24 protein-coding genes are annotated in these 24406 nt (G+C 47.4%); 14 read left to right on the top strand and 10 right to left on the bottom strand.

The window, feature by feature from the left end:
- The first annotated feature begins 297 nt into the window (after window positions 1-297).
- From QT996_RS03460 to QT996_RS28575, 5 genes are all read left to right on the top strand, one after another.
- Complete coding sequence (locus tag QT996_RS03460; protein ID WP_333044551.1) at window positions 298-933, top strand: TetR/AcrR family transcriptional regulator; 636 nt, start codon at window positions 298-300, stop codon at window positions 931-933.
- Window positions 934-1044: 111 nt separating this feature from the next.
- Window positions 1045-2757: a DHA2 family efflux MFS transporter permease subunit gene (locus tag QT996_RS03465; protein ID WP_333044553.1), complete on the top strand. Its 1713-nt coding sequence runs from the start codon at window positions 1045-1047 to the stop codon at window positions 2755-2757.
- Between the two features lie 1524 nt (window positions 2758-4281).
- Window positions 4282-5352 carry an IS630 family transposase gene (locus QT996_RS03470; RefSeq protein ID WP_333044554.1) on the top strand — a complete coding sequence of 357 codons (1071 nt, stop codon included), beginning with the start codon at window positions 4282-4284 and terminating at the stop codon, window positions 5350-5352.
- Between the two features lie 21 nt (window positions 5353-5373).
- On the top strand, window positions 5374-5805 hold the full coding sequence (locus QT996_RS03475; RefSeq protein WP_333044555.1) for a transposase: 432 nt from the start codon (window positions 5374-5376) through the stop codon (window positions 5803-5805).
- Window positions 5806-5872: 67 nt separating this feature from the next.
- Window positions 5873-6016 carry a transposase gene (locus QT996_RS28575; RefSeq protein ID WP_445304538.1) on the top strand — a complete coding sequence of 48 codons (144 nt, stop codon included), beginning with the start codon at window positions 5873-5875 and terminating at the stop codon, window positions 6014-6016.
- A 391-nt stretch (window positions 6017-6407) separates the two neighbouring features.
- Here QT996_RS28575 and QT996_RS03480 read toward each other — a convergent pair whose 3' ends face one another.
- Both QT996_RS03480 and QT996_RS03485 read right to left on the bottom strand, forming a co-directional pair.
- Entirely contained in the window at window positions 6408-7259 is an 852-nt protein-coding gene (locus tag QT996_RS03480; protein ID WP_333044556.1) for an Npun_R2479 family HD domain-containing metalloprotein, read from the bottom strand.
- Window positions 7260-7467: 208 nt separating this feature from the next.
- Window positions 7468-7671: a hypothetical protein gene (locus tag QT996_RS03485; protein ID WP_333044558.1), complete on the bottom strand. Its 204-nt coding sequence runs from the start codon at window positions 7669-7671 to the stop codon at window positions 7468-7470.
- 455 nt (window positions 7672-8126) lie between these two features.
- On the opposite strand from QT996_RS03485, the gene rpsL reads away from it, so the two are divergent.
- From rpsL to QT996_RS03520, 7 genes are all read left to right on the top strand, one after another.
- Window positions 8127-8507 carry a 30S ribosomal protein S12 gene (gene rpsL / locus QT996_RS03490; protein ID WP_006632197.1) on the top strand — a complete coding sequence of 127 codons (381 nt, stop codon included), beginning with the start codon at window positions 8127-8129 and terminating at the stop codon, window positions 8505-8507.
- A gap of 145 nt (window positions 8508-8652) precedes the next feature.
- On the top strand, window positions 8653-9123 hold the full coding sequence (gene rpsG / locus QT996_RS03495; protein WP_006632196.1) for a 30S ribosomal protein S7: 471 nt from the start codon (window positions 8653-8655) through the stop codon (window positions 9121-9123).
- Window positions 9124-9468: 345 nt separating this feature from the next.
- Window positions 9469-11541, top strand: coding sequence for an elongation factor G (fusA, locus tag QT996_RS03500; protein WP_333044560.1), 2073 nt, complete (start codon window positions 9469-9471; stop codon window positions 11539-11541).
- 101 nt (window positions 11542-11642) lie between these two features.
- A complete protein-coding gene (gene tuf, locus QT996_RS03505) occupies window positions 11643-12872 on the top strand; it encodes an elongation factor Tu (protein WP_333044561.1) in 1230 nt (409 codons plus the stop codon).
- Between the two features lie 182 nt (window positions 12873-13054).
- Window positions 13055-13372 (top strand): 30S ribosomal protein S10, encoded by a 318-nt coding sequence (gene rpsJ, locus QT996_RS03510; RefSeq protein WP_006632193.1) that lies wholly within the window; start codon window positions 13055-13057, stop codon window positions 13370-13372.
- A 407-nt stretch (window positions 13373-13779) separates the two neighbouring features.
- Window positions 13780-14421 carry an LON peptidase substrate-binding domain-containing protein gene (locus tag QT996_RS03515; protein WP_333044563.1) on the top strand — a complete coding sequence of 214 codons (642 nt, stop codon included), beginning with the start codon at window positions 13780-13782 and terminating at the stop codon, window positions 14419-14421.
- 208 nt (window positions 14422-14629) lie between these two features.
- Window positions 14630-15568: a PspA/IM30 family protein gene (locus tag QT996_RS03520; RefSeq protein WP_333044564.1), complete on the top strand. Its 939-nt coding sequence runs from the start codon at window positions 14630-14632 to the stop codon at window positions 15566-15568.
- 36 nt (window positions 15569-15604) lie between these two features.
- Here QT996_RS03520 and QT996_RS03525 read toward each other — a convergent pair whose 3' ends face one another.
- Window positions 15605-16249, bottom strand: a complete 645-nt coding sequence (locus QT996_RS03525; protein WP_333044566.1) for a pentapeptide repeat-containing protein — start codon at window positions 16247-16249, stop codon at window positions 15605-15607.
- Window positions 16250-16299: 50 nt separating this feature from the next.
- Window positions 16300-17244, bottom strand: coding sequence for a prephenate dehydratase (gene pheA / locus QT996_RS03530; RefSeq protein WP_333044567.1), 945 nt, complete (start codon window positions 17242-17244; stop codon window positions 16300-16302).
- A gap of 208 nt (window positions 17245-17452) precedes the next feature.
- Between pheA and QT996_RS03535 the strand changes: the two genes are divergently transcribed.
- Complete coding sequence (locus QT996_RS03535; protein WP_333044568.1) at window positions 17453-18031, top strand: DUF1997 domain-containing protein; 579 nt, start codon at window positions 17453-17455, stop codon at window positions 18029-18031.
- Window positions 18032-18173: 142 nt separating this feature from the next.
- On the opposite strand, the gene QT996_RS03540 is transcribed toward QT996_RS03535, so the two are convergent.
- The 6 genes from QT996_RS03540 to pgl form a co-directional block, all read right to left on the bottom strand.
- A complete protein-coding gene (locus tag QT996_RS03540) occupies window positions 18174-18629 on the bottom strand; it encodes an FHA domain-containing protein (protein WP_333044570.1) in 456 nt (151 codons plus the stop codon).
- Window positions 18626-19186 (bottom strand): hypothetical protein, encoded by a 561-nt coding sequence (locus QT996_RS03545; protein ID WP_333044572.1) that lies wholly within the window; start codon window positions 19184-19186, stop codon window positions 18626-18628. Before QT996_RS03545 ends, QT996_RS03540 begins: the two co-directional genes overlap by 4 nt.
- A 169-nt stretch (window positions 19187-19355) precedes the next feature.
- Window positions 19356-20093: a PRC-barrel domain-containing protein gene (locus QT996_RS03550; protein ID WP_333044574.1), complete on the bottom strand. Its 738-nt coding sequence runs from the start codon at window positions 20091-20093 to the stop codon at window positions 19356-19358.
- Window positions 20094-20148: 55 nt separating this feature from the next.
- The gene (locus tag QT996_RS03555; protein ID WP_333044576.1) at window positions 20149-20640 is read right to left on the bottom strand and encodes an FHA domain-containing protein; all 492 of its coding nucleotides are present in this window, start codon (window positions 20638-20640) and stop codon (window positions 20149-20151) included.
- Between the two features lie 82 nt (window positions 20641-20722).
- Window positions 20723-21514: an FHA domain-containing protein gene (locus QT996_RS03560; protein WP_333044578.1), complete on the bottom strand. Its 792-nt coding sequence runs from the start codon at window positions 21512-21514 to the stop codon at window positions 20723-20725.
- A gap of 205 nt (window positions 21515-21719) precedes the next feature.
- Complete coding sequence (gene pgl / locus QT996_RS03565) at window positions 21720-22439, bottom strand: 6-phosphogluconolactonase (RefSeq protein ID WP_333044579.1); 720 nt, start codon at window positions 22437-22439, stop codon at window positions 21720-21722.
- 463 nt (window positions 22440-22902) lie between these two features.
- On the opposite strand from pgl, the gene QT996_RS03570 reads away from it, so the two are divergent.
- Window positions 22903-24270, top strand: a complete 1368-nt coding sequence (locus QT996_RS03570; protein WP_333044581.1) for a hypothetical protein — start codon at window positions 22903-22905, stop codon at window positions 24268-24270.
- The last annotated feature ends 136 nt before the right edge of the window (window positions 24271-24406 follow it).

Genomic DNA, 24406 nt, shown 5'->3' on the forward strand with positions numbered 1-24406 from the left:
CAGGTAAGGCTTTTGACGGAATTGTCGCCCTGTCCATCTGTGCGGTGAACAATCGCAAGCATGGTTTCGGAACAGAGGTGGTGGAGTGGCAACACTCCCTCAACTCTACCTCTCGGCTTTAGCCTAGAAAGCGGGTTTCCTGCTGCGATCTCTAGTTTCCTGGCGCGACGACTTTTCCTAGTTTCCCGGCATCTGAGCGTAAATCCCACTCGAGGTGTTTCAAAAATCCGTCTTTCTGCTGAAGCTACAGCCCTTTGGCGAGCTAGAATATGTAAGTTAGTGCTTACATTAATTGAGATGAGTAGAACGAATCGAAGTGCTGCAGAAACCCGCGATCGCCTGTTGAAAGCCGCGATTGAAGTTTTCTCTACAGAAGGCTACGTTGGAGCGACAACTCGTGAAATTGCTCGTGTTGCAGATGTGAGTGAAGTCACTTTGTTTCGTCGCTTTCACAGCAAAGAGCAAGTGTTGAGTGCGGTTGCCCACCACGTTACAGCATTGCGGATGGAGGCGTTGGCGCATCAAGACGAATGGACTTATGACCTACGCCGCGATCTCCTGCATTATGCAAAACTCCACGACGACATGCTGGAGGAGTACGAAGCTCTATTTCGGATGTTTATTGGTGAAGCTCACCGACATCCGATAGAAGCACTGGAGGTGCTTCAGCAATCATTTTTACCGCTACGTGAAAAACTAATTTCCTATCTACAAACCTGTGTTGAACGTGGCAGTATTCGTCCGAATGTTGACCTGCCACTGGCAGTAGATCAATTGACGGGAATGCTGCTGTCTGGTATGATTCGCCGCCATGTTTCTCAAGTAAACCGGGGCTATAGCCGTAAACGATACATCGAAGGGTGTGTGGATTTATTTGTGCGGGGAGTTAGCACAGCAGCGTCTTCTGTAACTCGTACTTCGTCTCCAGAATGAAGGTTCCTGACAATTTTCTTATGAATTTGGCATTTCCAGATTAAAGCACCCTAACCCGTTGCGGTGGTGCGAAGCACCTGCCGGAGGCGATCGCAAAAGTAGAGACTAAAAATGAAACGCCCTCAAATACAGAGTCATGCAACTGAACCAGATTCTATTGATATTCAGGCTTTTACCGATTTGGAAGAGGCTGAGCCTCAAGACCAGCAAAACGCTCAACAAAAGCGAGCAAAACCATTAAAAAAATTGGAACAATCTGCCTATGATGCAGCCGGGTACGTGCAGGGACCACTCAAGTGGGCGATCGCCCTGACGGCTTCTTTAGGAGCCATTCTAGAAGTCATTGATACCAGCATTGTGAACGTTGCTTTAACTGATATGCAGGCGACATTAGGCGCAACCGTGACCGAAATTGCTTGGGTCGTAACGGGTTACGCGATCGCCAACGTTGTGATGATTCCGCTCTCTGCTTGGTTGGGGGACTTCTTTGGCAAGAAAACCTACTTTGTCTTTTCCATGATCGGGTTCACAGCCGCCTCGATGTTATGCGGTCTATCCATCAACCTGCCGGTGCTGGTGGTAGCTCGAATTCTTCAAGGCTTTTGCGGAGGCGGACTGTTGGCAAAAGCGCAAGCGATTCTGTTTGAAACTTTTCCCCCTGCGGAACAGGGGTTAGCGCAGGCGGTGTTTGGAGTTGGGGTGATTGCAGGTCCGGCTATTGGTCCCACGCTAGGCGGCTATCTGACCGATACATTAGGCTGGCGCTGGATTTTCTTTATCAATTTGCCCGTCGGTATTGTGGCTGTCATTATGGCGATCGTGTTTCTCCGACCAGACTCCAAGCAACACGGACGGAGCCAGCAGAAAGTGGACTGGACAGGAATTGTACTGCTGTGTATAGCGGTAGGTAGTTTGCAAGCATTTTTGGAAGAAGGGGAAAAAGAAAACTGGTTTGAATCGGGTTTCATTACGCTCTTGGCGTTTGTGGCGGTTATGGGGCTGTTTCTGTTCATCTGGCGAGAACTCAGCACAAAAGCACCAGCAGTTGACTTGCGGGTTCTGCGGCATAAATCCCTGGCAGCCGGTAGCCTTTACTCTGGTATTTTGGGCATGGGGTTGTACGGAGCCTTGTTTGCTGTACCGCTGTTTGCTCAAGGCGTGCTGCGCTTTTCGGCAACGCAAACCGGATTTCTACTCGCTCCAGGAGCTTTAGCGTCCGCCATCATCATGGTTTTACTGGGCAAAATTTCGACTAAGGTGGATGCCCGCATTTTAATTGCGCTGGGAGCAGGTGGAACGGCAGCCGTCATGTTCGAGCTGGCAAAAATCACCCCCCAAACCGGAACTGATGATTTGTTTTGGCCCCTAATCTGGCGCGGTGCAACTACGGTTTTGATGTTCCTACCCCTGAGTTTGGCAACATTGGGTTCCATCCCCAAAGAAGATGTATCGGCTGGCTCGGGCTTCTATAACTTGACTCGTCAGCTCGGCGGTAGTATTGGCATTGCCATTCTGACCTCATTACTGGCTCGACGAGAGGCTTTTCATCGAGCCATTTTGTTGGCAAAGTTAACGCCTTACGATCCAGAAACAACTGAGCGGCTCAAGGCACTCACTGGTTTGTTTCAGAGTCGCGGTTCTGATGCCACAACGGCCCAACAACAAGCCCTCGCCGCGCTCTCCCAATTAGTCAATACGCAGGCAGCCGTTCTATCCTACGCAGACATTTTTCGCTTTGTCGGCATTGTCTTTCTCTGCTCGCTGCCATTGCTGCTGTTTCTCGGCAAGGGAGGCGCTGGAGCCAAAGCACCTCCTGTTCACTAATTGCTTGATTGTAATTCTGTAGCGATTACTCCACAGCCTCCGGTTGGATAGACTTTGAGCTCGCTTGTCTCAAACAACCCATTTGTAAGGAGATTAATATGTCAACAAGTAGGCATTAACTCTCTTCTGGAGTTTAGACAAAAAAAAGCGGGCTCAGTTAGAAACTGAGGCATAAAAAATCCATTGGGCAGCCAAATATATGTGATTAAGAAGTCAAATTTCGATGATTTTGGAACTGACCTCGACCCTTTTTTAATAGTGGATAGCGATTGCGCCCCGAGCGATATTGACCAGTCGGCCAACCAGGGGATTTTCCCCGTGGTTTTGGTGCTTGAGCTGGAGTGCCAATCTTGACCAAAAGTGGGAAAAGGGATTGAGCCACCCGTCCAGGAGTCAAATTAGTCAGAGGTTTTTGCCTGCAGCAAGTGATAGTCTCGAACTAAATCTTGAGCCAACCACAACTGCCACCTTAACAGAGGCATCAAATCGCTCCAACGGTCACATTGTTCGCTTGGTACTTAGATGGGGTAGAGTCCAATGTAATGTTTGCTTGGCTCTGGCGATACCAATGCTTAATGGCAAAGCGGCGCAAATAGTCCATCCAGACTACTTCGATCCATCCAGACTACTTCGAGAGAACAAGAATTCTCACCTATCCATGCTAAGGATAAAGGTTTAACCTGACGACAATTACTACCGAGAGCCTTTGGCTCTACCCAGATAAATTTCATCGGATGTTCAGCACTAGAACGAAAGTGTAAGTTATCCCACCTTCTGATTTGTAATTGTCCTAGTACAGCTCGGCGTAAGTAGACAGACTATATTTGTGGTAGAATAACATATAGCGTTTCTCAGAAAGATGAGGTATGCTGCAAAGGTTGCAGCAGCGAGCTTTTTAGGTCAAGATTAGTCCGCAAACCAAGCGTGACAAATAGCTAGAGTTAGTTGAGACCTGTTTCGGTCGGGGATTGAGGAGTAATATATGACCTTATTAATGCCTTAAATATTAAATTTAAGCGATGGCGAGCGTCATGAACTTCAGAAGTTGATCGACAACCACAAAACGCCGCAACAAATCGTGGTGTGAGCCAAAATCCTTATCATGGCATCTGAGGGTCAAAACCATCGTCTAATAGCCCGAAGCTTAGAGATTAATCGGCCGATGGCTCGTGAAGGGGCGAAACCGATGGTTGGAGAGCGAGGGAAAAGACTTATCGATTTTACAAAGATTACAATAGCCAGAGCGTGTTGGCGCACCGGCAAAATTTAGCATGGAACAAGTAACAGAGTTATTTGCAATGGCCTGTTCCCACCCTCAGATTATGCAGGACAAATAAGTCACTGGACTGCCAGAGAATTGGCGGCGGCAATTATGAAACAAGGCATTATTGAAACTATATCCGTCCGCCATGTTGGTAGATTATTAAAAGAAGGAGAACTGCAACCACACGCCTCCCGCTACTGGTTATACCATTTTTTTAAAGATGTGATAGACTTGCATAAAAAGTAAAGGAGAGAATTACAATGTCGGGTCGTCCTCATATAAAGATTACCGAATCTGTAGAAAATTTACGAGAAATCCTTAAACAGCAAAAAAGAATCCTAGGTTATAACAAAGTTCAAATGCTTTATTTATTTCAGTCAAAACAAGTAGAAACTGTGCGGGAAGTATCGGCGGTTTTAGGTAAAAGTGAGGCAAAAATTCATCGCTGGCTCTCTCAATATAAAAAGGGCGGTCTGGAAAATTTGTTAAAAAATCGGCAGGTTTTTGGCCGCCCAAAAAAGTTCTCAGTTGAAATAGCAGCGACCTTGCAACAAGAGTTGAGAGACCCCGAAGGATTTCAGAGTTATAAAGAAGTTCATCTTTGGCTCTGGTTGATTAAAGGAATAGCCAGTAGTTACCAGGCTGTATATTCTTTAGTGAGAGGGGAATTAAAAAGTAAATTAAAAATTCCCAGACCTCGCAGTATTTCTCAGAAATCTACGGCAATTAATGAATTTAAAAATAACTTGCATCAACAGATAAAAGCTTTACTACATAAAGCTTTACATCAGGTAAACAAATATAAACAAGTCACTTATTGGTGTAGTGATGAAACTCGTCTAGGGCTGCATACAATTTGTCGCCGCAAGCTGACGCTTTCAGGCGTAAAGCCCCTGGGGAAGCATCAATGGAAATTTGAGTGTTTTTGGCTGTATGGGGCAGTATCCATCCCTACTGGAAAAAGTTTTTTTTGGGAGTTTTCGCATTTAGACAAAGTTTGTTTTGAAGCATATTTACAACTTTTTTCAAGACAATATCCTCATGAATTACACATCATTCAAGTAGATAACGCACCAGCTCATAATTTAAGCTCATCTGAATTACCAGACAATATCATTTTACTATTTCAGCCTCCGGCTTGTCCTGAAGTAAATCCCACAGAAAGAGTGTGGGAATATCTGAAAGATTTTTTAGCTTGGTCAGTGTTTAGTAATCTGGACGAACTCCGCATAAGAGTCCAGGAAATTTTGGTATCTTTCACCGCTCGTGTCATTGGTTTTCTCACCGGATGGTCTTGGATTTTACATTCTTTATCTCTATCACATCTTTAAAAAAATGGTATTAACCCCCCTGTGGATGAAGAATTTGATGCAAAAGTCAAAGATATTATCTACTTATATCTGACTGCGATTGAACGTGCTCAACAAGGAGAGCACAAAATATCGATTGATGAAATGACAGGTATTCAAGCTATTGAACGTCTGGAAAAAGAATTGCCAATGAGACCCGGTAAAGTTGTCAGAAGAGAGTGTGAATATATTCGTCATGGTACGCAGACCTTGATAGAAAATTTCAACATGGCAAATGGTAAGATTATTAAACCAACTTGTGGAGATTCGAGAACAGAATCCGATTTTTTACTGAATATTCGTCACATCATTGAAACTGACCCCCATGCCCAAAAATGGCATCGGATTATGGATTGTCTGAATACTCACCAATCTGAATCACTGGTTGCGTTTGGTCGCAGAAAAAGAAGGCTTAGATATCGACCTCGGTATTAAGGGGAAAAGTGGCATCCTTAAATCCATGAAATCCCGAGCTATTTTTTAAAGTGACCCAACACATCAAATTGTTTTCCATTACACACCCAAACATTCTTCGTGGCTTAATCAAATAGAGATTTGGTTCAGCATTTTGGTGCGGAAATTACTCAAGCATAGCAAGTTTCACCAGTCAGTACGATCTGAAAAATCACATCCTCAATTTTATTAACTACTTTAATCAAATAATGGCTAAACCTTTTAAGTGGACATATAAGGGTACAGTCTTGGCTGTTTAATAGTCTGTATATTTGCGCCCAGCTTTACTAGCTTTGGGTCATCTAATTCTACCTTCTCCTCAGCAGCCCACCAAGTCTGGGGGTCGTTGAGCTGAAATTTTTCCCCGTGAGGAGGGGGGCGCCCTCGCCCAGAATAAGCTGGTGGGGCAGAGTATAAACAGCGATTAGAACGCAACCGGATTAACTTTAGGAAAGCAATCTCACGCATTCAAAACTCCTTCTGCTTAATAGCATGGGAAGGAATTTTTAGGAATGTTAGCGAAGCAATTATTAGAAAAGCAATGTCACGCATTCAAAAATTGTCCCCTTTCCCTTCCCCTTCCGTCAAGCAACCTCAGAATCGCAACGTTGGTGTTCCATCCGAAATATGTTAGCGTACAAACTAGCAACAATTTGTTTACCTTCCTGCGTCAACTGCAAGTAACCGAGAGATTCACTGATGTGAGGATAAATGCCGCTCCAGTAAAACTTAGAGTAGCTTTGCAGCAAGTCGCCCGGATGTCGATAGCCCAAAAGTTTAGTAGCACCGCTTTCTTCCAACTCGTAAAACAGCGCGCCAATTTTCTGCAAATATTGCGGGTTGCTGAGCTGACCTATCAAGTCAGCACCGCGCACTAAACTAGAGTAATTAACTGCATCCTCGTCAGTGTTACCGTCAAGCACCGAGAAACGAGTCTGTTCTATGTTTTGCTTAATTATCTCAGCATTAATTAGCTTGTGGTTGCCGAAGCGCTCGTCAATGAACAATTTAGCTCTGTCAACTCGGTAAGGAGCTAAGCTAGCCGCTGTTGCACCGGGAGCAAGTGCAATTCTCATGCCATCTTTTCCAGTAGCATACAATCCTTCTGATTCTTGGTCTTGTCGGCAAACTCCTTTGACATATCCGATGTCTTGGCACAGCAAAGAAATGATGAAGTGCAGCCAATCTTCGCAGGAAACTCCGCCCTTGCGAATGTGTTTTCCCCGCAAGATTTCTTGACCGACTAAGCTAATGCAAATGGCGTGTTCTACATTGTGATAAAGAGCGTCGCTGTTAGCGATGTTTTCTAACGCCATTGCCCCCACCCAGGCAATAATGTCAGCATAGTCTGATTTGTAGCCTCCGTAAGTGCGGCTGTACCCGTTCTGAAGTTGTTCGATGAAAGCCTCGATCAGCAGTTCTGTAGAATTAAACATACCCTATCCTTTTACCTTAATATTGCCTTTCAAGAGCGGTGCATCTATATTGGGAGTCCTCTAATTTTATGGATGAGATTTGAGTTCACAACTCATGCACCCCTTGTGTGTTGTGCTCTGTGGGTGGCAATCTCAAAACTCATTGACGCACCTACGCCCAGGGAGTCACTAAGCAGTCTCGCCCCCTGAGTCAAAACTCCCAAGCAACTCAGTCCATCACTGACACCCATCCGCGCCGTACTGCATACAGCAGCCTGCTGACAATTTTTCGATCCTCTGAACTTTTTAAACTGTGAGAATTAATTGCGTATTGAATTTGCTGGAACACAGTCCGATCGATCTTACCGGATTTCCAAATGTTCAAGTAAAGTTCGGAAATTTTATATTCAGGAATATAAGTTTTGGTTGTCATCTGCTGTCAACTCAATGTATATTTCTTATTGTCTGGCAATTTTAGATAAATTTATGTGATGTAGATCGGCTATAGACTGTGATGCGATCGCAGGCTGGAGTTAATGCGCCTCTCCTCACAATGGTAATTTGATCGAAAAAGCGTGATATTGCGATCGTCATAAATTTTGCTGACGGCTGTGAAAATCATCATAGTTGCGCCTAAATTATAGGACGTCACATACCATTCTCCCGTTGCGCTCGCCCCCTCCCAACTTGCAGCAAGGAAGGAAGTTTGAGCGCGGGTCGCGCAAATTTCTTGCCAAAGAAACACGCGTCGTGTACAATATAGAGTCTGGTATCCTCACTTACCCATAATTATTTTCATTCATCCCGTCCCCCCAGAGGGGAAGGGACTTTCAGTGCGGATACAGCCAAATCACTATATTCAGCAAAAAGCTAGAAATGCCGTAACTCATGCCCACTATTCAGCAACTCATCCGTTCAGCACGGGAACAAACGCAGAAAAAAACCAAATCGCCAGCTCTCAAGAGTTGCCCCCAGCGCCGCGGAGTTTGCACCAGAGTGTACACGACCACCCCGAAAAAACCCAACTCGGCGCTGCGGAAGGTGGCTCGGGTACGGCTGACCTCTGGTTTTGAAGTCACCGCCTACATCCCTGGGATCGGTCACAACTTGCAAGAACACTCGGTAGTAATGATCCGGGGCGGTCGGGTAAAAGATTTGCCCGGAGTTAGATACCACATCATTCGGGGTACATTAGACACCGCTGGGGTGAAAGACCGCAAGCAGGGTCGTTCCAAATACGGGGCCAAGCGTCCTAAAGAGAAAAAATAACACGGAACTCGTCCGATCGTCGGGGTTGGGAAGCAAAAATAAATCCCATCGCGCCGATCAATTGCACGCTCGATCGTTATAGATCGACATCTGAGTCCACAACCCCAAACTCAATCATTCAAAATCCAAAATCCCAAATAGAACTATGTCTCGCCGCACAGTTATTCAAAAACGTCCAGTTCCACCAGATCCAACCTACAACAGCCGGTTGGTAAGCATGATGGTGAGACGGATCATGCAGCACGGCAAAAAATCCGTTGCCTCCAGCATCGTCTACGACGCCCTCAAAACCATCCAAGAACGCACAGGGGCTGAACCGTTAGACTTGTTTGAAAAAGCAGTCAAAAACGCTACACCCCTGGTAGAAGTCAAAGCCCGCCGGGTAGGTGGCGCCACCTACCAAGTGCCGATGGAAGTGCGTTCCGATCGCGGTACCACCCTCGCCCTCCGCTGGCTGATCAGATTTGCCCGCGCCCGCACCGGCCGCTCGATGGCAGCCAAGCTAGCCAACGAACTGATGGATGCAGCTAACGAAACAGGGAGTGCTATTCGCAAGCGCGAAGAAACTCACCGCATGGCCGAAGCTAACAAGGCTTTTGCTCACTACCGCTACTAACTGCAACATCGGGCATGGAGAAGAGCGCGATCGTGCGGTATAAAAGCATCGGGTGAGAAATTGGAAAGTGTAAGTTTTGAGTGTTGAGATTGCTTCTCTTGGCGCAACTGCGATTCGTGAAGCAAACTCAAGACTCCCAAAATCAAAATTCACGCACTCAAAATTCACGCACTCTCTGAATCCTCCATGTCGCATCCTTAATATTTTTGTAAACAAATTTTGCAAAAAATATTAAAATGTAACAGTAAGCTCCAGAGACTTTGGTAAGTCGCTGGGGAGGGCAAAATAGGGTTACTGTGTAGTATAATAGTATTATAACAGCAACACAAGATTAAGGAGGTAGCTGTGGCACGTACCGTCCCGCTAGAAAAAACTCGCAACATCGGCATCGCAGCCCACATAGACGCGGGCAAAACAACAACAACTGAAAGAATTCTGTTCTATTCAGGCATGGTTCACAAAATGGGTGAAGTGCACGAGGGAACAGCAGTCACTGACTGGATGGAGCAAGAGCGGGAGCGGGGAATTACGATTACTGCCGCTGCTATCACCACCAGTTGGAAAGATTACAAAATCAACATCATCGACACTCCCGGACACGTAGACTTCACGATCGAAGTCGAACGCTCGATGCGAGTGCTCGACGGAGTGATCGCAGTGTTCTGCTCGGTAGGGGGAGTGCAGCCGCAATCCGAAACAGTTTGGCGACAGGCAGATCGGTACCACGTACCCCGGATTGTGTTCGTCAACAAAATGGATCGGATGGGGGCAAACTTCTACAAAGTCTACGGCCAAATTCGCGATCGCATGAGAGCGAACGCCGTACCGATCCAAATCCCGATCGGCAGTGAAGAAAACTTCCGGGGAATTGTAGACTTAGTGCAAATGAAAGCCTATATCTACAACAACGACACGGGAACCGACATCGAGGAAGTAGAAATCCCCGATGAAGTAAAGGATCTAGCCGTAGAATACCGCACCAAGCTGATCGAGTCGGTAGCAGAAACCAGCGACGCCCTCACGGAGAAATACCTCGAAGGCGAAGAGTTAACGGAAGACGAAATCCGCTTGGCCCTGCGTCACGGCACTGTCGAAGGTACGATCGTCCCCATGTTGTGCGGTTCGGCATTCAAAAACAAAGGCGTTCAGTTGTTGTTGGATGCAGTCATAGACTATCTGCCGTCGCCCTTGGAAGTTCCTCCAATACAAGGACTCCTGCCCAACGGCGACACCGCAGAGCGGTTTGCCGACGACAACGCCCCGCTGTCAGCTCTGGCATTCAAAATCATGGCTGACCCCTACGGCCGCCTGACCTTTGTTCGCGTCTACTCCGGTATCCTCAAAAAAGGAACCTACGTCCTGAACTCCACCAAAGACAAAAAAGAGCGGGTTTCTCGCCTAATTGTACTAAAAGCGGACGATCGGATAGAAGTTGAGGAACTCCGAGCCGGAGACTTGGGAGCAGCCTTGGGTTTGAAAGACACCTTCACCGGCGACACCCTCTGCGAAGAAGGAGCGCCAGTGATTCTGGAATCTCTGTTTATTCCAGAGCCAGTCATCTCGGTGGCTGTCGAACCCAAAACCAAACAAGACATGGAGAAGCTCTCCAAAGCCCTCCAGTCGCTCTCGGAAGAAGACCCCACCTTCCGAGTCAACGTTGACCCTGAAACCAACCAGACAGTCATCGCCGGTATGGGCGAACTGCACCTGGAAATCCTGGTTGACAGAATGCTGCGGGAATTCAAAGTAGAAGCGAACGTGGGTCAGCCACAAGTAGCCTACCGCGAAACCATTCGCAAATCCGTCCGCGCCGAAGGTAAATTTATCCGCCAAAGCGGCGGTAAAGGTCAGTACGGTCACGTCGTGATCGAACTAGAACCCACCGAAGTCGGAAGTGGCTTTGAATTTGTCTCCAAAATTGTTGGTGGCACTGTACCCAAAGAGTACATCGGCCCAGCAGAACAAGGGATGAAAGAAGCGTGCGAATCAGGTATTGTAGCAGGATATCCCGTGATTGACCTCAAAGCTACTATGGTAGACGGGTCTTTCCACGACGTAGACTCTTCAGAAATGGCATTTAAGATCGCCGGTTCAATGGCGATCAAAGAAGCCGTGATGAAGGCGTCGCCAGTGCTGCTAGAGCCTATGATGAAAGTAGAGGTTGAAGTTCCCGAAGATTACATCGGGAACGTCATCGGAGACCTCAACTCGCGTCGGGGTCAGATCGAAGGTCAAGAGACAGATCAGGGGATAGCCAAAGTTTCTGTAAAAGTTCCACTAGCAGAAATGTTTGGTTACGCCACCGACATCCGCTCGAAAACCCAAGGTCGAGGCATCTTCACAATGGAATTCAGCCATTACGAAGAAGTGCCGCGAAATGTGGCTGAAGCCATTATCGCTAAGAACAAAGGGAACTAATGATTTTGGATTTTAGATTTTGGATTTTGGATTGAATCCAAAATCTAAAATCTAAAATCTCAAGTCTAAAATCGCTAAAAAAAACAAGGAACACATCGAGAATGGCACGCGCAAAATTTGAACGGAATAAACCCCACGTAAACATCGGTACGATCGGTCACGTTGACCACGGCAAAACAACTTTGACCGCCGCGATTACGATGACTCTCTCTGCACTAGGTCAAGCAAAGGCTAAGAACTACGCCGACATCGACGCTGCGCCAGAAGAAAAAGCACGGGGTATTACGATTAATACTGCTCACGTGGAATACGAAACCACAGGTCGGCACTATGCCCACGTAGATTGCCCCGGACACGCTGACTATGTGAAAAACATGATCACCGGTGCAGCTCAAATGGACGGCGGCATCCTAGTAGTGTCAGCGGCAGACGGCCCCATGCCTCAAACTCGCGAACACATCCTGCTAGCTAAGCAAGTTGGCGTTCCCAGCCTGGTTGTCTTCTTGAACAAAGAAGACATGGTGGATGATGCTGAACTGCTGGAATTGGTAGAACTGGAAGTTCGCGAACTTTTGAGCTCTTACGATTTTCCTGGCGATGACATCCCCATCGTCACAGGTTCGGGATTGAAAGCTCTCGAAGCGATGCTTGCTAATCCCAAGACTGTAAAGGGCGAAAATGAGTGGGTTGACAAAATTTACAAGCTGATGGAAGAAGTAGATGCTTACATCCCCACCCCAGAACGTGAAGTTGACAAGCCTTTCTTGATGGCTGTAGAAGACGTATTCTCGATTACTGGTCGGGGTACTGTTGCCACAGGTCGGATTGAACGCGGAACCATCAAAGTCGGCGAAACAGTCGAATTGGTGGGTCTTAAGGACACTCGCAGCACTACGGTGACTGGTGTGGAAATGTTCACCAAGTCTCTGGAGGAAGGTTTGGCCGGCGATAACGTGGGCCTACTGCTGCGGGGGATTTTAAAGGCGGATATTGAACGCGGAATGGTGATTGCTAAGCCGAAAAGCATCATGCCTCACACTCAGTTTGAATCTGAAGTGTACATCCTCAAGAAGGAAGAAGGCGGTCGTCACACGCCGTTTTTCTCTGGCTATCGTCCTCAATTTTACGTCCGTACCACTGACGTGACTGGCACGATCGCACAGTTCACGGCTGATGACGGTACTGAAGCAGAAATGGTGATGCCCGGTGACCGGATCAAGATGACTGTTGAGTTGATTCACCCGATCGCGATCGAACAAGGAATGCGCTTCGCTATCCGCGAAGGCGGCCGCACCGTCGGCGCCGGCGTTGTTTCCAAAATCCTCAAGTAGGACTCCGATAACAGCTTAAATAGCAGAAAAGCCACCAAATGTAATCAGGCTTTTCTGCTATTTAGTGATTACTCCTTACTCATGAGTCCGAAGTTAGCAGTTAGCCCAAAAACAACTGCAAATAGAGGACAGACAACAGACAACAAACAACAAACTGAACCTCGAAAATTCAAGAAACAAAAATGGCAACAATTCAACAGCAAAAAATTCGCATTCGCCTCAAAGCTTTCGATCGCCGAATTCTAGACGCATCCTGCGAAAAGATTGTAGATACAGCTAATCGGACAGCAGCCACAGCGATCGGCCCGATTCCCCTACCGACAAAACGGCGGATTTACTGCTTGCTGCGATCGCCCCACGTAGACAAAGATTCTCGCGAACACTTTGAAACCCGCACGCACCGCCGGATTATCGACATTCACCAACCATCGGCCAAAACAATTGACGCTTTGATGAAACTGGATTTACCAGCCGGCGTAGATATCGAAGTCAAGCTGTAGATTGACACATCGAAAACTCGGAAAGAAGGAACAATGGAAAAATACATTGTTCCTTCTTTTTGTAGAAATTTCCCTAGTCATTACTTATTAGGTATTAGTTATTAGTTAATAATCAGCAAGAATTTCTGCTCCGACACAAACTTAAATAATTATTCTTAATTAAGGCGCGATCACTACAAAAACGGTCCTTTAGCAGTCGCTATCCTCGCCTTCGGCAGCACTGAGTTTAGCAAAAAGGTATATTTAACATTTTGACGAAATAACGCCTTTGTCAAGCTGCCAAACCGGAGATAGCTCGCCGTCGCTCCCGTTGCCACCGAAAAAGCCCGATCGCTCCTGCCCCGGAATTGCCTTTAATCAGTTAAAGTAAGAAAAAGAAGCGCAAGTACCGTCACTTTTGAGCGACAATGGCATCCTCTTCCTCTGTAGCAGTTCGCGAACTCCCCTTATTTCCCTTGCCGGAAGTGGTTCTATTTCCAGGTAGACCGCTACCGCTGCAAATCTTCGAGTTTCGCTATCGAATCATGATGAATACGATTTTGGAGGGCGATCGCCGTTTCGGTGTACTCATGTGGGACCCCAACCAAAACAAAGTCTCTGGCGTCGGCTGCTGCGCCGAAGTAATTCACTGCCAGCGCCTCCCCGACGATCGCATGAAAATTATGACCCTCGGGCAGCAGCGGTTCCGAGTACTCGACGCAGTTCGGGAAAAACCGTATTTAGTCGGTCTAGTAGAATGGATTGAAGACGAACCGCCGCAAAAAGACCTCAGACCTTTGGGAAAAGATGTCGAACAACTGCTGAGAGATGTAGTTCGCCTCTCCAGCAAATTGATGGATCAGCCGATCGACCTGCCGGAAGACATTCCCAGTTTGCCCACCGAATTGTCATACTGGGTAGCCAGCTACCTTTACGGTGCAGCGACAGAACAGCAAACTCTTTTAGAATTGCAAGATACTGCTGCGAGATTGGAACGCGAAACAGAAATTTTGACTTCTACTCGCAATCACTTGGCAGCGAGGACTGTACTTAAAGATACCCTCCAGTAGCCAATTTCCCTAGGAAAAAGCACGATCGGTTTGACCTGCATTGAAGCAAGAATTACACACAAATCATTCGATTTTTGATTTTTGATTTTCGATTGACTGATGAACTAAGGGTGTGAAGCGCGGGCCTACAGTTCCATTCTTTTTTGGAACTGGTATCTGTTTAATTCTTAACTTCAAACAGGTTCGGATAGGTTCCTTATAGCCGTAAATGCTTGTGTTAGAAAATCACGACCAACCGAAACCATACGATGCAGTTAGAGGCGGTCAACTGCCACCTCCTGTGGGCGGTGTAGTTCTCGGCGGACTAGCAGGAGTTAAACATCGGCTGTCTAGTTCTGTCAGCGAACATCGCATCGCCGCCTTGAGAGAGACATTGAATTACGGCGATGCCGGCTTAAAAATAGTCATCAAGATTTGTCAAAGCGAAACAGGGCCAGTGCAGCGGGCGGCCTGCGATTTGCTCCGAAAAAAACTAAGTTCGATCGCCCGCGAAAAATTACAGGCCTTTGTAACTTCCAGTTCAGATACAGAAGCGGAGGTAGACAGCACTCAAAAAATATTAGAGCACTCATCCGGGGCAGTCTCAGAAAAAAATTACGATCGGCAAATGTCCGAAGCACAGTTAATATTTGAGACAGTTACGCAGCAGATACAACCAAATGTGTTGCTCTTAGAAGCACTGCTAGCCTCTGTAGAACGCGAAGAATTTACCAGCGAACTGATGAATCTTTGGGAACTATTAATCTTAGAAATTCAGGAACCTCTCAAAGAACTGCGTCAGGCTGTTGGCACTGCGATTTCCGCCCAACTGCGGATTCAGTGGCTGTACAATCAAGCTGAATCTCAAGCCAACCAGTGGCAGCAGCGAGCTTTGCTAGCTCTTCAGACACAGGATGAGAATTCAGTCCGCCTCGCCGTGGTTCGCAAGCAGATTCAATTCGAGCAGGCGGCAGAACTAAAAATTGACTTAGACTACCAAACTGTGCGAGTAGAAACTCTCAACCGCAACTTGCTGGCTTTGGAAAGTAAGATTGCTCAAGCTAATTCCAAGAAAGAAATCCTCAAGATGCAGCTTCATTTTGCTAAGGTACAGCAGCAAATTGACTTCACTTTCAGCCAAGTCAATAGTATATTTTTTAGTCCTTAGTTGTCGGATTCTGCGGTTATATATTATTGCCCGATCTCAAACTTGTCTGACGCAAAAATGTATTGTCCCACTGAAAATTGTTTTCTTATCTCGCTTAGCTCCTTCGAGATTAGCGCCGCACAAAAATGCCCCGCTCAAATTAGCACCCCTCAAGTCAGCTCCTGTCAAATCTGCGCCCTCAAGGTTACTTTCACACACAAAAGCGTTTCTTAAGTTGGCTCTTTTCAGACTCGCTCCCCGCAGTTTAGCCTCGCTTAGATTGGCTCCTTCGAGATTTGTATTGTCCAAGCAAGCATCTATGAGGTTTGCTTCCATTAGGTTGGCGGCGTACAATGAGGATCGGCTCAAATCAACACCGATCATTTTGGTGTCGCTCAAGTTGGCGTTTCTCAGGTTGGCCTCAATCATGTCCGCTCCTGTTAATCTTGCGAAACTTAGATCGGCTCGGCTCAGGTTAGCTCCATTTAGTTTGGTCATCACCAGGCAAGCATTCTTGAGCTTGGCAGCTATTAAGTTTGCCCCCCTTAAGTTTGCCAGGGAAAAATTGATTTCTTTGAGTTCTGCACAAGCTAGATTAATATCAATTAGGAAAGCTTCTCGCAAAAAAGCCTCTTTCAAGTTGGTTTCATGAAAATTTCTTTCTCCGGCTGCGTATCGCTTGAGAAGTTCATCAGCATTCATCTCACCAGCCTCCTAAGCTTTACTTAAAAAGTCTACTACCTAAAAGAAAATTATACTCCTGACAGTACATTGTAGCAACCAAAGATTTTTAAAGTTTCTGTGTGATTTTTTAATTCTTCGAGTGCCGATCGCACAAATGCTTGGCAGGCGTTAGCCTCAACGTCCATAAAGAAAATATATTCTCCGAGCGATCGTTTAGTGGGTCTAGATTCAATCCGACTTAAATTAATACCGCGACTGGCAAATACTTGCAAAGGTTTTACCAGTGCTCCCGGCATATTGGCAGGTACGCTAAAAGCTAGTGAGGTATGGGTGCAATTAGACGGTGAAGCACCGGGGATCAACTTAGCAGATTTTGTAATGGATTTAATCGATGTGCGATCGGCTGCTTCTAGGTTTCCGATTTCTCCAACACTCGTGCTGAGTACCCAAAATCGAGTGTAATTATCGGGATAATCATTAATGGGGTGAGCTAAAACTGGCAAATTGTAAAGTTCAGCCGCTCTTGGCGAAGATATCGCTGCTACATTTCTATCTTCCAGATATTGCAATGCTTCCGTGGTTGAATTCGCCGGAATTAACTGAGCTGAGGGAAGAAACTGCCCCAACCATACCTGACACTGAGCTAGCGCTTGCGGGTGAGAGTAAACTTTGTGAATCTCGTTAAAATTTTGAGCATTAGACACCAGGGCGTGGGAAATTGGCAAAACTAAGGCGTGTTGAATGCGGAGTTGATCGAGTCGCCACAGTGTATCTAAGGTGACAGTCACGCTGCCTTCGATCGAATTTTCGACGGGTACAACTGAATAGTCAACCTGCCCTACGGCAGATGCCTCTAGCGCTTGGGAAATGGTGGAATAAGGACACAGGGTGCATTCCAAGTTAGTTTCCAGGCTCAACCAATTGACATAAGCTAGAGCCGCTGTTTCTGCATTTGTACCAACAGGGCCGAGATATGCGATCCTCTTCGAGGGCTTCGCTAACGAAATTTTCATTTAGAGGCAATTTTAGGTTACAAATGTTTGCTTTACTCTCATCAGCTAGGAAGTATGATGAAAAATTAGCGATGTCCCGAAAGCTTTTATCCGTGATTTCTCGGATGACATTACTGGGTACACGACTTACTGGGCGACTTATGTCACCTTAAAACAGGTGATAGTTTATTAAGATATGCTTAGGAATCCTATATTTTGATATTTTCTCATGTATATCCGCTTTAATTCTTCCCAATCCGTTGAGATCTCCGTACCAGAGGAACGGGTTCCTATTCAACATTATCTGCGTCAGCCGAGGCGACTGGTGAACGCCCTTGTCGATCAAAGTCGCACAGAACAGCTAAGCGAGGACTGTTTCCGCCTAAAAATGCGACCGTTACAATTTATGATGCTGAGCATTCAACCCACAGTAGACATGAGGGTGTGGGCGCAGTCGGACGGCACAATCAATTTGGAGTCCGTGGGGTGCGAAATTCGCGGCGTGGGTTATATCAACGATCGCTTTGCTCTCAATCTCAAAGGACAGCTTTGTGTACACCAAAGCAGCGGGGTAGCATACTTGAAGGGAAAAGCGGATTTGGAAGTGCAAGTAGAGTTACCGCCGCCGTTTTGGCTGACGCCCAAACCCATTTTAGAAGCAACAGGCAATGCTTTGCTCAAGAGCGTACTGATGAGCGTCAAACAGCGGTTGATGCACCAGTTGCTCTCCGATTACCGCCGCTGGGCAAGCAGCGAACCTGAGATAATATCGAGCGATATCCCCCAAATCTTATCTCTAGAAGGGTAATCTTGTAGTCTAAGAAGCTGTTAATTAATTTATAGGCATATTTGGGCAAAAATCAGCGGAATTGTCGAGATATGAGTTAGGTACTCAAATGGCGCACCCTGAGCTTTTTTTGAGTTCGCTTGCAGGCATAGATAGCGGGTGGTCAGTCAAGATCGATTTGAGTCAGCGCTCCATATTCATCGTCTTCGATGATTCCCACACCCCGAGACCAAGCAGTTGACTTATCTTTTGAAACTTCGTCTTTGTGGCTGGGGAGTTCGCGCTGGGGTGGCTTGATTATTTTGCCCGGTTGATTCGTTGCGCCCACCCGAATCCTGATTTTTGGCCCGGAATTGCCCAAGCGAATGGTCATCCCGTCTGCCACTGACACCTGAGCGATCGGTCTATCATCTACATAAGTGCCGTTAGCACCAAAATTAATAATTTCCCAGCCATTGACGTGATTCCACAGCTCTACGTGGTGGCGGGAAACTACAGCGCTGTAAATAATTACATCATTGTCGTTCGATCGACCGATCCGAACCACCGATTCGGATTCAAAACACCAACTTTGAACCGGGACAGACTGGATAGGATGTAACAGAGTTAAGGTAATCACTGATGTTTTGACACTCCACCGCCAGACAGAAACGGGGATACTTCCAGAGAGATTTTTGGGGAGAAAACTGCAAAAATTTTGATTTTTAAAGGCGTAATCAGGGCGCCATGATTCCCTCGCTCTGCCGTAAAAGTCGAACTGTTGGCTGCTTGAGGCATTTGAACCAACTTTTGAGGATTAGGTTTTGGCGCAGGCGCCCATTTTTGCTGTCCTGGGTAACAACCAAACACGATGTTATTAATCGGGTGAACTTCCCACTGAGGGACAGCGGTCTTAACCGCTTGATTAATTTGCTCTGTGAGGGCGCGATTGTGCCGATGGGTGAGCCACTCAATTTGATCGGCTAAATAATCCTTTTCCCGCTGATGAACCAGAGAATTTAACTCAGACCCGTGCTGGTTGCACCGCTGATTCAAGTTCTCGATCCGGCGACAGTCAACGATCGACGAATCGCTGTTTGTAAAGAAAGAAGTTAACCAATTACTAATCCTGGGGTCTCTCGATAAAATACCTGTTGGTGGTCTCGAACAGCATAGGTCTTTTTGAGTTGCTAACATTTTCCTTATTGATGCGATACCTTTAAAATACAATGCTTTGAGCAGCACTGGAATTTTGAGCGACAACGCATCAATCTCTCATAGCGAAAATACCGATCGACCTTCCTCGCGCGCGCCGCCCCAAAATGCGATCGGCAATTAGTCGCAGGGCGAGCGGGAAGGCCAAACTTCAGCTCAAATCTGACTCAGGCGGCTCCGGGTTTGGCTCTGGCGGGACAGATTCTTGCCTTTGCCGCTTCAACTCTGCAACTTTTTCTTGAGCTACATCCCTGACTTCGAGAGCTTTATCTTGGAATTTTTCCGCCAGACTTTGAGCGCCCCGCTTCACGCCTGCCACATTTTTGAGAGTTCTGTCGAAATCTTCGTGTAAAAACTCTGCTACCAGACCGACTTTTTTGTGCAGTCCCTCCGCGTACTGCACTGGCTCCGATACAGCAGCTTCAGAGACGATCGCCCGCTTGCTGCCGATGGTCGAAATAGCTGCCACAGGTAACAGGTAAATGTCGTCTAAAACGCCACGCCAGCCGCTGGATTTAAATAGGTAGTGGGTGACTGAACCCGTCCGGGCATCAAATAAGTAGTCAACCACTGCACCTGCCTTATTCCCAGCGTCCGTGAGCACCTCCAGCCCGATCGGACAAACAGCTTGTTCCGGCTGATGCAATTCCGGCAGTTCCGGGTTAATAGTGACAAAAACATTTTCCCCCACCGTATCAACTTGCGCCCAAGCGAACCAAGTTTTTTTGCTTCCCAAAAGTCCCGACTTGCAAGTAAAGCCGATCGCCCGCTGGGAGTGAGCATCGAGCCAAACCCGATCTACCCTACCGACCTCTTCCGCCGTTCGACGGTCGATCGTGCGCCGGTTGAGCAGTTCGCTGCGCCTAACAATTTGTGGTGATGTACTCATAAATAAACTCCTGAGTGCCGCCTTTGAAAAATGTCGATCGTCCAAAGAAGCCGATTTAATATTCTTCTTCCGAATAATGGCGATTATTATCTGCCTCGGTTAACTCCTCCTCTTCCCTGGAAGTGCCAACTTCTTTTTGGTCGGGAACAGGAATGGTGCTAATGTGCACGCCGCCCGAGGGAGCGTGAATTTCCTTAGCCTCCCTTGGCTTGACGCTAATTTGTCCTAACTGGACTGAGGACTGATTCGGGCCTACGTTAATTTGAATTTTCGGACCTGAGCGAGCCAAGTGAACGATCAGACCGTCCACAATGGGAACCTTAGCGATCGGCTTACCATCGAGGTAAGTGCCGTTGGTACCTAAATTGATCAGTTCCCAAGTTATGCCGCTGCGCCGCAATTCGATGTGGCGACGAGAAACCACAGCGCTAAAAAGAACGACGTGGTTTTCGGTCGAGCGCCCGATCCGGACGACCTGCTCGTCTTCAAAGATCCAACTGCGGACGGGTATAGACTGGAGTGGATGTAGCAAGGTCAGCTTAATCACATTGGCAGCATTGAGTTTTGGTAGAGCGCCTCAAGATGCGATTTTAGATTTTAGACTTTCGATCGCCCAATCCAAACTCGCTCTAAGAGATTTGAAATAAAAACGTAACCAGGTCTCCTTTGCCCAGAGAGATCCGGTCTCCAGGTCGCAATCGGTGCCGATTTCCCTTGGGCAGCGGAGTATTGTTGACGTAAGTGCCGTTGGAACTGCCTACATCTTCTAGGTAGCAAGCATCTCCCTCCACCCGGAGATTTGCGTGTACCCGAGAAACTATCTCAGAATTAGCAAATCCCGAAACATCAATATCCGGCGGCACTAAGTCATTTGGCTTGCCTATGTGAACCACAGACAGACTGTGAGGCAATTCCATCGGCGTATTTGTCTGAACGTGTAGCAGGCGGGCAGACTGCTGTTGCAGTTGAGTTTTAGCTACACCTACTGGCTGTGGGTCCGGAACCGGAGGAGAGATATTTACTGGTGTTGCCACCGATTCAGTTGTAACAGGAACCGAGGGCGATGGCGGGGGATCTGGAATAGTCGGAATGCTGGCGGGAGTTTTTTCTAAGTTGAGCCCCTTATTCAGGGTAACTAGAGGTTCCATTGCCATCAGGGGATCGGGTGGGACTAAATCCGGCGCCGGTGACGATACGACTGTGGGGCCTACAGGCGGGGGGGACGGTACTGTCCCCTCAACTTCTGGAACTATGGAACCCGGACGCAAGTTAAAGCCACACTGACCGCAAAATGCTGCATCTGTCTGAACTGCTGCACCGCAGTTCGAGCAACTTGCGGTAACAGGTAAAGGCGTGTAGCAAGCCTCACACTGGCTGGCCCCGTCGGGGTTCTGGTGATTGCAATTGGGACAGACAATCATCGATTTCTCCTTGCTATCGGCCAGATTTTCAAATCAGCCTCATAAAAATACTCGTGTATATGGTCAAATTTTAACTTTAACCGCCACAATTCTTATATTGCTTCGCTAATACTAGCAACTGAGCTGACGCCGTGACGTTAGCTGTGATGGGCAAGATTGCGTTAGTGATAATGCTGACTGTGTTGGCACTGAGTGGCTCTGTCAACTATTTTACTGCTGCGCCAGCAGCCGCATCGAGCAGCCACCAAAGTTCGCCCTCTGGTTGAACGAGTCTGGCTGGATAGGTCATTTCATCGGCGGCGGGGGCAAAAATTTGAGCGAGGGCAGGTTGTTTGCTGGCTCCTGCGACCATGAAGAGAACGCAGCGGGCGCGGTTGATTAAGGGGACTGTAAAGGTAATGCGGGGTTGACCGTCTTTGTTGCCGACAGTTACTAGGGCGTCGCGGACTTGCAGGGCTGCTGTGCCGGGAAATAGAGAGGCTGTGTGGGCGTCGTCTCCTATGCCCAAGAGAATGATGTCGAAAGCAGGAAACTCACCCTCGGATACTTTGAAGAACTGCTGCAATTCGGTTTGGTGGGCTGAGGCGTCGGCTTCGGGGTCGGCCGCACCTGTGGGCATGGGGTGGATGTTGCTGGCCGGGATATTCACTCGATCGAGCCACGCCAGGCGCGCCATTTTTTGATTGCTGTCTGGGTGTTCTGGGGGAACGTAGCGTTCGTCGCCCCAGAAAACGTGAATTTTGTCCCACGGCAGGTCTTGGGCACAGAGCGCTCTGTAGAGCGGTTCGGGTGTGCTTCCGCCGGCTAAGGCGATCGTACAAAGTCCGCGTTCTGCTATGGCTGCTGAAATTTTCGACAGCACAATTTCCAGCGATCGATCTATTAGTTGTTCCCGATTTGCTAATACTTCAACTACTTTTTTCATTAATTTCCTCTCAAATTTCCTTGAGTGTTGTTCTCAGCAATTGCCAATTTTACCTTGACATTTTGTTTTGAGGTCGATCTGCTGACAGGCTCGGCAGGCCGCACACCGCATCCCATAACATTTTATCATCTTATGCCCCTTGATTTAAGGAAAGCAAGACATATTTCTACCAGTGCTTTATAGATTTTCATCTGTTGCATTGAGCTTTCGCAACTTTCAATCAAAAGTTTGATCTTACTCGGAGCATCTCTGCAGAAATTAAAAAGCGTTTTTGGGGACTCCGATCCGTCCCGCACAGCAAAGTCTATAAATATAGCGAGCCGGACGATCGCACACCGACAGTAAAAGCCAAACCGAGATGCTCCAGATCTCACTTACCCCGGCATAGCAAAAATAATCAAGATTGATGTGGTAGACTAGGGAAAATAGTTTTAAATCCGCACGCTCGGATGGAAGCAAAACTATGTCAATTTTCAAGCGATTTCCTACATCTGTCCGCTATCTGATAGCGCGGTTGCGCCACTGGACCCAACCGGCCGTTTGGGCTCCCCTAGCCGTGCTGTGTGCGGGGGGGTTATTTATCTGGGAGGTCTCTGTAAATCCAGAAAGGTTGAGCATAGATGGCGCAGAAGAAGTAGCCACAAACAATCCAGCTTCGCTATCGGGACTATCTGCTGAAGATACCGCCATTGCGGCTGAAATCGACAGCTCACCAGTGCTAGTCAATCAGTTTAATGGCTCTACTTCTTCTGAAGTGAACTTGTTAAATTCATCAGTCGTAAAAAGCAAAGGTTTATTCGAGGAACTTCGAGCTCGGGACTTAGAAACTCCTCAGCCATCTTCAGCCCCCAAGCGGGTAGGAAGCAGCGGATTTTTCCCCTTGCCAAATTTACCAAATCCTGCTGTCGAGGCGGAAAATAATAACCCTCAAAATTCCAGCTTGCCAAGTTCAAACGCAACATCAGCGTTGAGTTTATCTGGCAGTGGGAGACTGACTTCCGGCATACAAACGATCAAGCCTGAGTCTGGGGGTACAGCGACAGCAACTTTATCGCAGGCGTCGAGTGATGCTAATTCAGGCAAACAAAACGACAATTCTCTGCCTTTGAGTCCGCTGCAAGCAGCTATGAAAAAATACGTCGTTGCTACCGCTTCGGCAACGGCGGCTGCGGCTCAGAAAACTGCTGACTCGGCTAAATTGCTCGATCGACCGGCTTCCGATCCGGCATCAGCAAATGCGACAAATTTGCTCCCAACGACCGCTAAAGCTCAAAGTGGAGCAAATCCTGTGAATGTTCCCACAGCACTTCCCCCACTTGTGGCTCCGACAAATACTGTGAGCAAGGAATCTCAAGAATTCTTAAAACCGACAGCTACAGTCCCTGAACCCTTGGCTGGGTTAAATTCCAGAGTACCGAACCTTCCCGAAATTAATGCAGGGGCTGCAACGGTGGCTTTGCCGAAAAATCCCTACCAAACTAATTTTTCTGGTTCAGGCTTCGCACCTGAAGTTCCATCTGTGGCACTTCCAGTAGCCATACCTTCGCCAACACCTCTACTTCCAAATGTCGCTCCATCTCCCTTTCCAAATGGGATTGGGGGAAGCAAGATAATTAGCCCTCAATTCTCTCCCAATGCAGCGAATTCTCAATTTCAAACACCTCCACCGAGTCAGCTTAATTTGCCGGAGCAGCCTAACTTTGGAGTTGTTCCCCCAAACACAAATCAGGGCGTGCAGCCCATTCAACCTCAAACTTTTGCTACACCCGGCTCCCTGGCTCCGGGACGCTACATTGGCGGCGGCGAAATCAATACTTTTTCTAATCCTTAAATGAAGGAAGTTCGGCCACGAAAACGATATTATCAATTCGCACGACTTAGGCTAGGCGGTTCATGCCCTTCGACTTCGGTGCTCCTCGGCGTAGTCGAAGGGAAGGAGCCGAAGGCAGTGGAAGGGCCTTACAAGT

The organism is Microcoleus sp. S13C4 (genome assembly GCF_036700865.1).
Classification (GTDB): domain Bacteria; phylum Cyanobacteriota; class Cyanobacteriia; order Cyanobacteriales; family Microcoleaceae; genus Microcoleus.

Coding starts and splice junctions, on each gene's coding strand:
- QT996_RS03460 (WP_333044551.1), top strand. CDS start 298: ATGAGTAGAACGAATCGAAGTGCTGCAGAAACCCGCGATCGCCTGTTG.
- QT996_RS03465 (WP_333044553.1), top strand. CDS start 1,045: ATGAAACGCCCTCAAATACAGAGTCATGCAACTGAACCAGATTCTATT.
- QT996_RS03470 (WP_333044554.1), top strand. CDS start 4,282: ATGTCGGGTCGTCCTCATATAAAGATTACCGAATCTGTAGAAAATTTA.
- QT996_RS03480 (WP_333044556.1), bottom strand. CDS start 7,259: ATGTTTAATTCTACAGAACTGCTGATCGAGGCTTTCATCGAACAACTT.
- QT996_RS03485 (WP_333044558.1), bottom strand. CDS start 7,671: ATGACAACCAAAACTTATATTCCTGAATATAAAATTTCCGAACTTTAC.
- rpsL (WP_006632197.1), top strand. CDS start 8,127: ATGCCCACTATTCAGCAACTCATCCGTTCAGCACGGGAACAAACGCAG.
- rpsG (WP_006632196.1), top strand. CDS start 8,653: ATGTCTCGCCGCACAGTTATTCAAAAACGTCCAGTTCCACCAGATCCA.
- tuf (WP_333044561.1), top strand. CDS start 11,643: ATGGCACGCGCAAAATTTGAACGGAATAAACCCCACGTAAACATCGGT.
- rpsJ (WP_006632193.1), top strand. CDS start 13,055: ATGGCAACAATTCAACAGCAAAAAATTCGCATTCGCCTCAAAGCTTTC.
- QT996_RS03515 (WP_333044563.1), top strand. CDS start 13,780: ATGGCATCCTCTTCCTCTGTAGCAGTTCGCGAACTCCCCTTATTTCCC.
- QT996_RS03520 (WP_333044564.1), top strand. CDS start 14,630: ATGCTTGTGTTAGAAAATCACGACCAACCGAAACCATACGATGCAGTT.
- QT996_RS03525 (WP_333044566.1), bottom strand. CDS start 16,249: ATGAATGCTGATGAACTTCTCAAGCGATACGCAGCCGGAGAAAGAAAT.
- pheA (WP_333044567.1), bottom strand. CDS start 17,244: ATGAAAATTTCGTTAGCGAAGCCCTCGAAGAGGATCGCATATCTCGGC.
- QT996_RS03535 (WP_333044568.1), top strand. CDS start 17,453: ATGTATATCCGCTTTAATTCTTCCCAATCCGTTGAGATCTCCGTACCA.
- QT996_RS03545 (WP_333044572.1), bottom strand. CDS start 19,186: ATGTTAGCAACTCAAAAAGACCTATGCTGTTCGAGACCACCAACAGGT.
- QT996_RS03550 (WP_333044574.1), bottom strand. CDS start 20,093: ATGAGTACATCACCACAAATTGTTAGGCGCAGCGAACTGCTCAACCGG.
- QT996_RS03560 (WP_333044578.1), bottom strand. CDS start 21,514: ATGATTGTCTGTCCCAATTGCAATCACCAGAACCCCGACGGGGCCAGC.
- pgl (WP_333044579.1), bottom strand. CDS start 22,439: ATGAAAAAAGTAGTTGAAGTATTAGCAAATCGGGAACAACTAATAGAT.
- QT996_RS03570 (WP_333044581.1), top strand. CDS start 22,903: ATGTCAATTTTCAAGCGATTTCCTACATCTGTCCGCTATCTGATAGCG.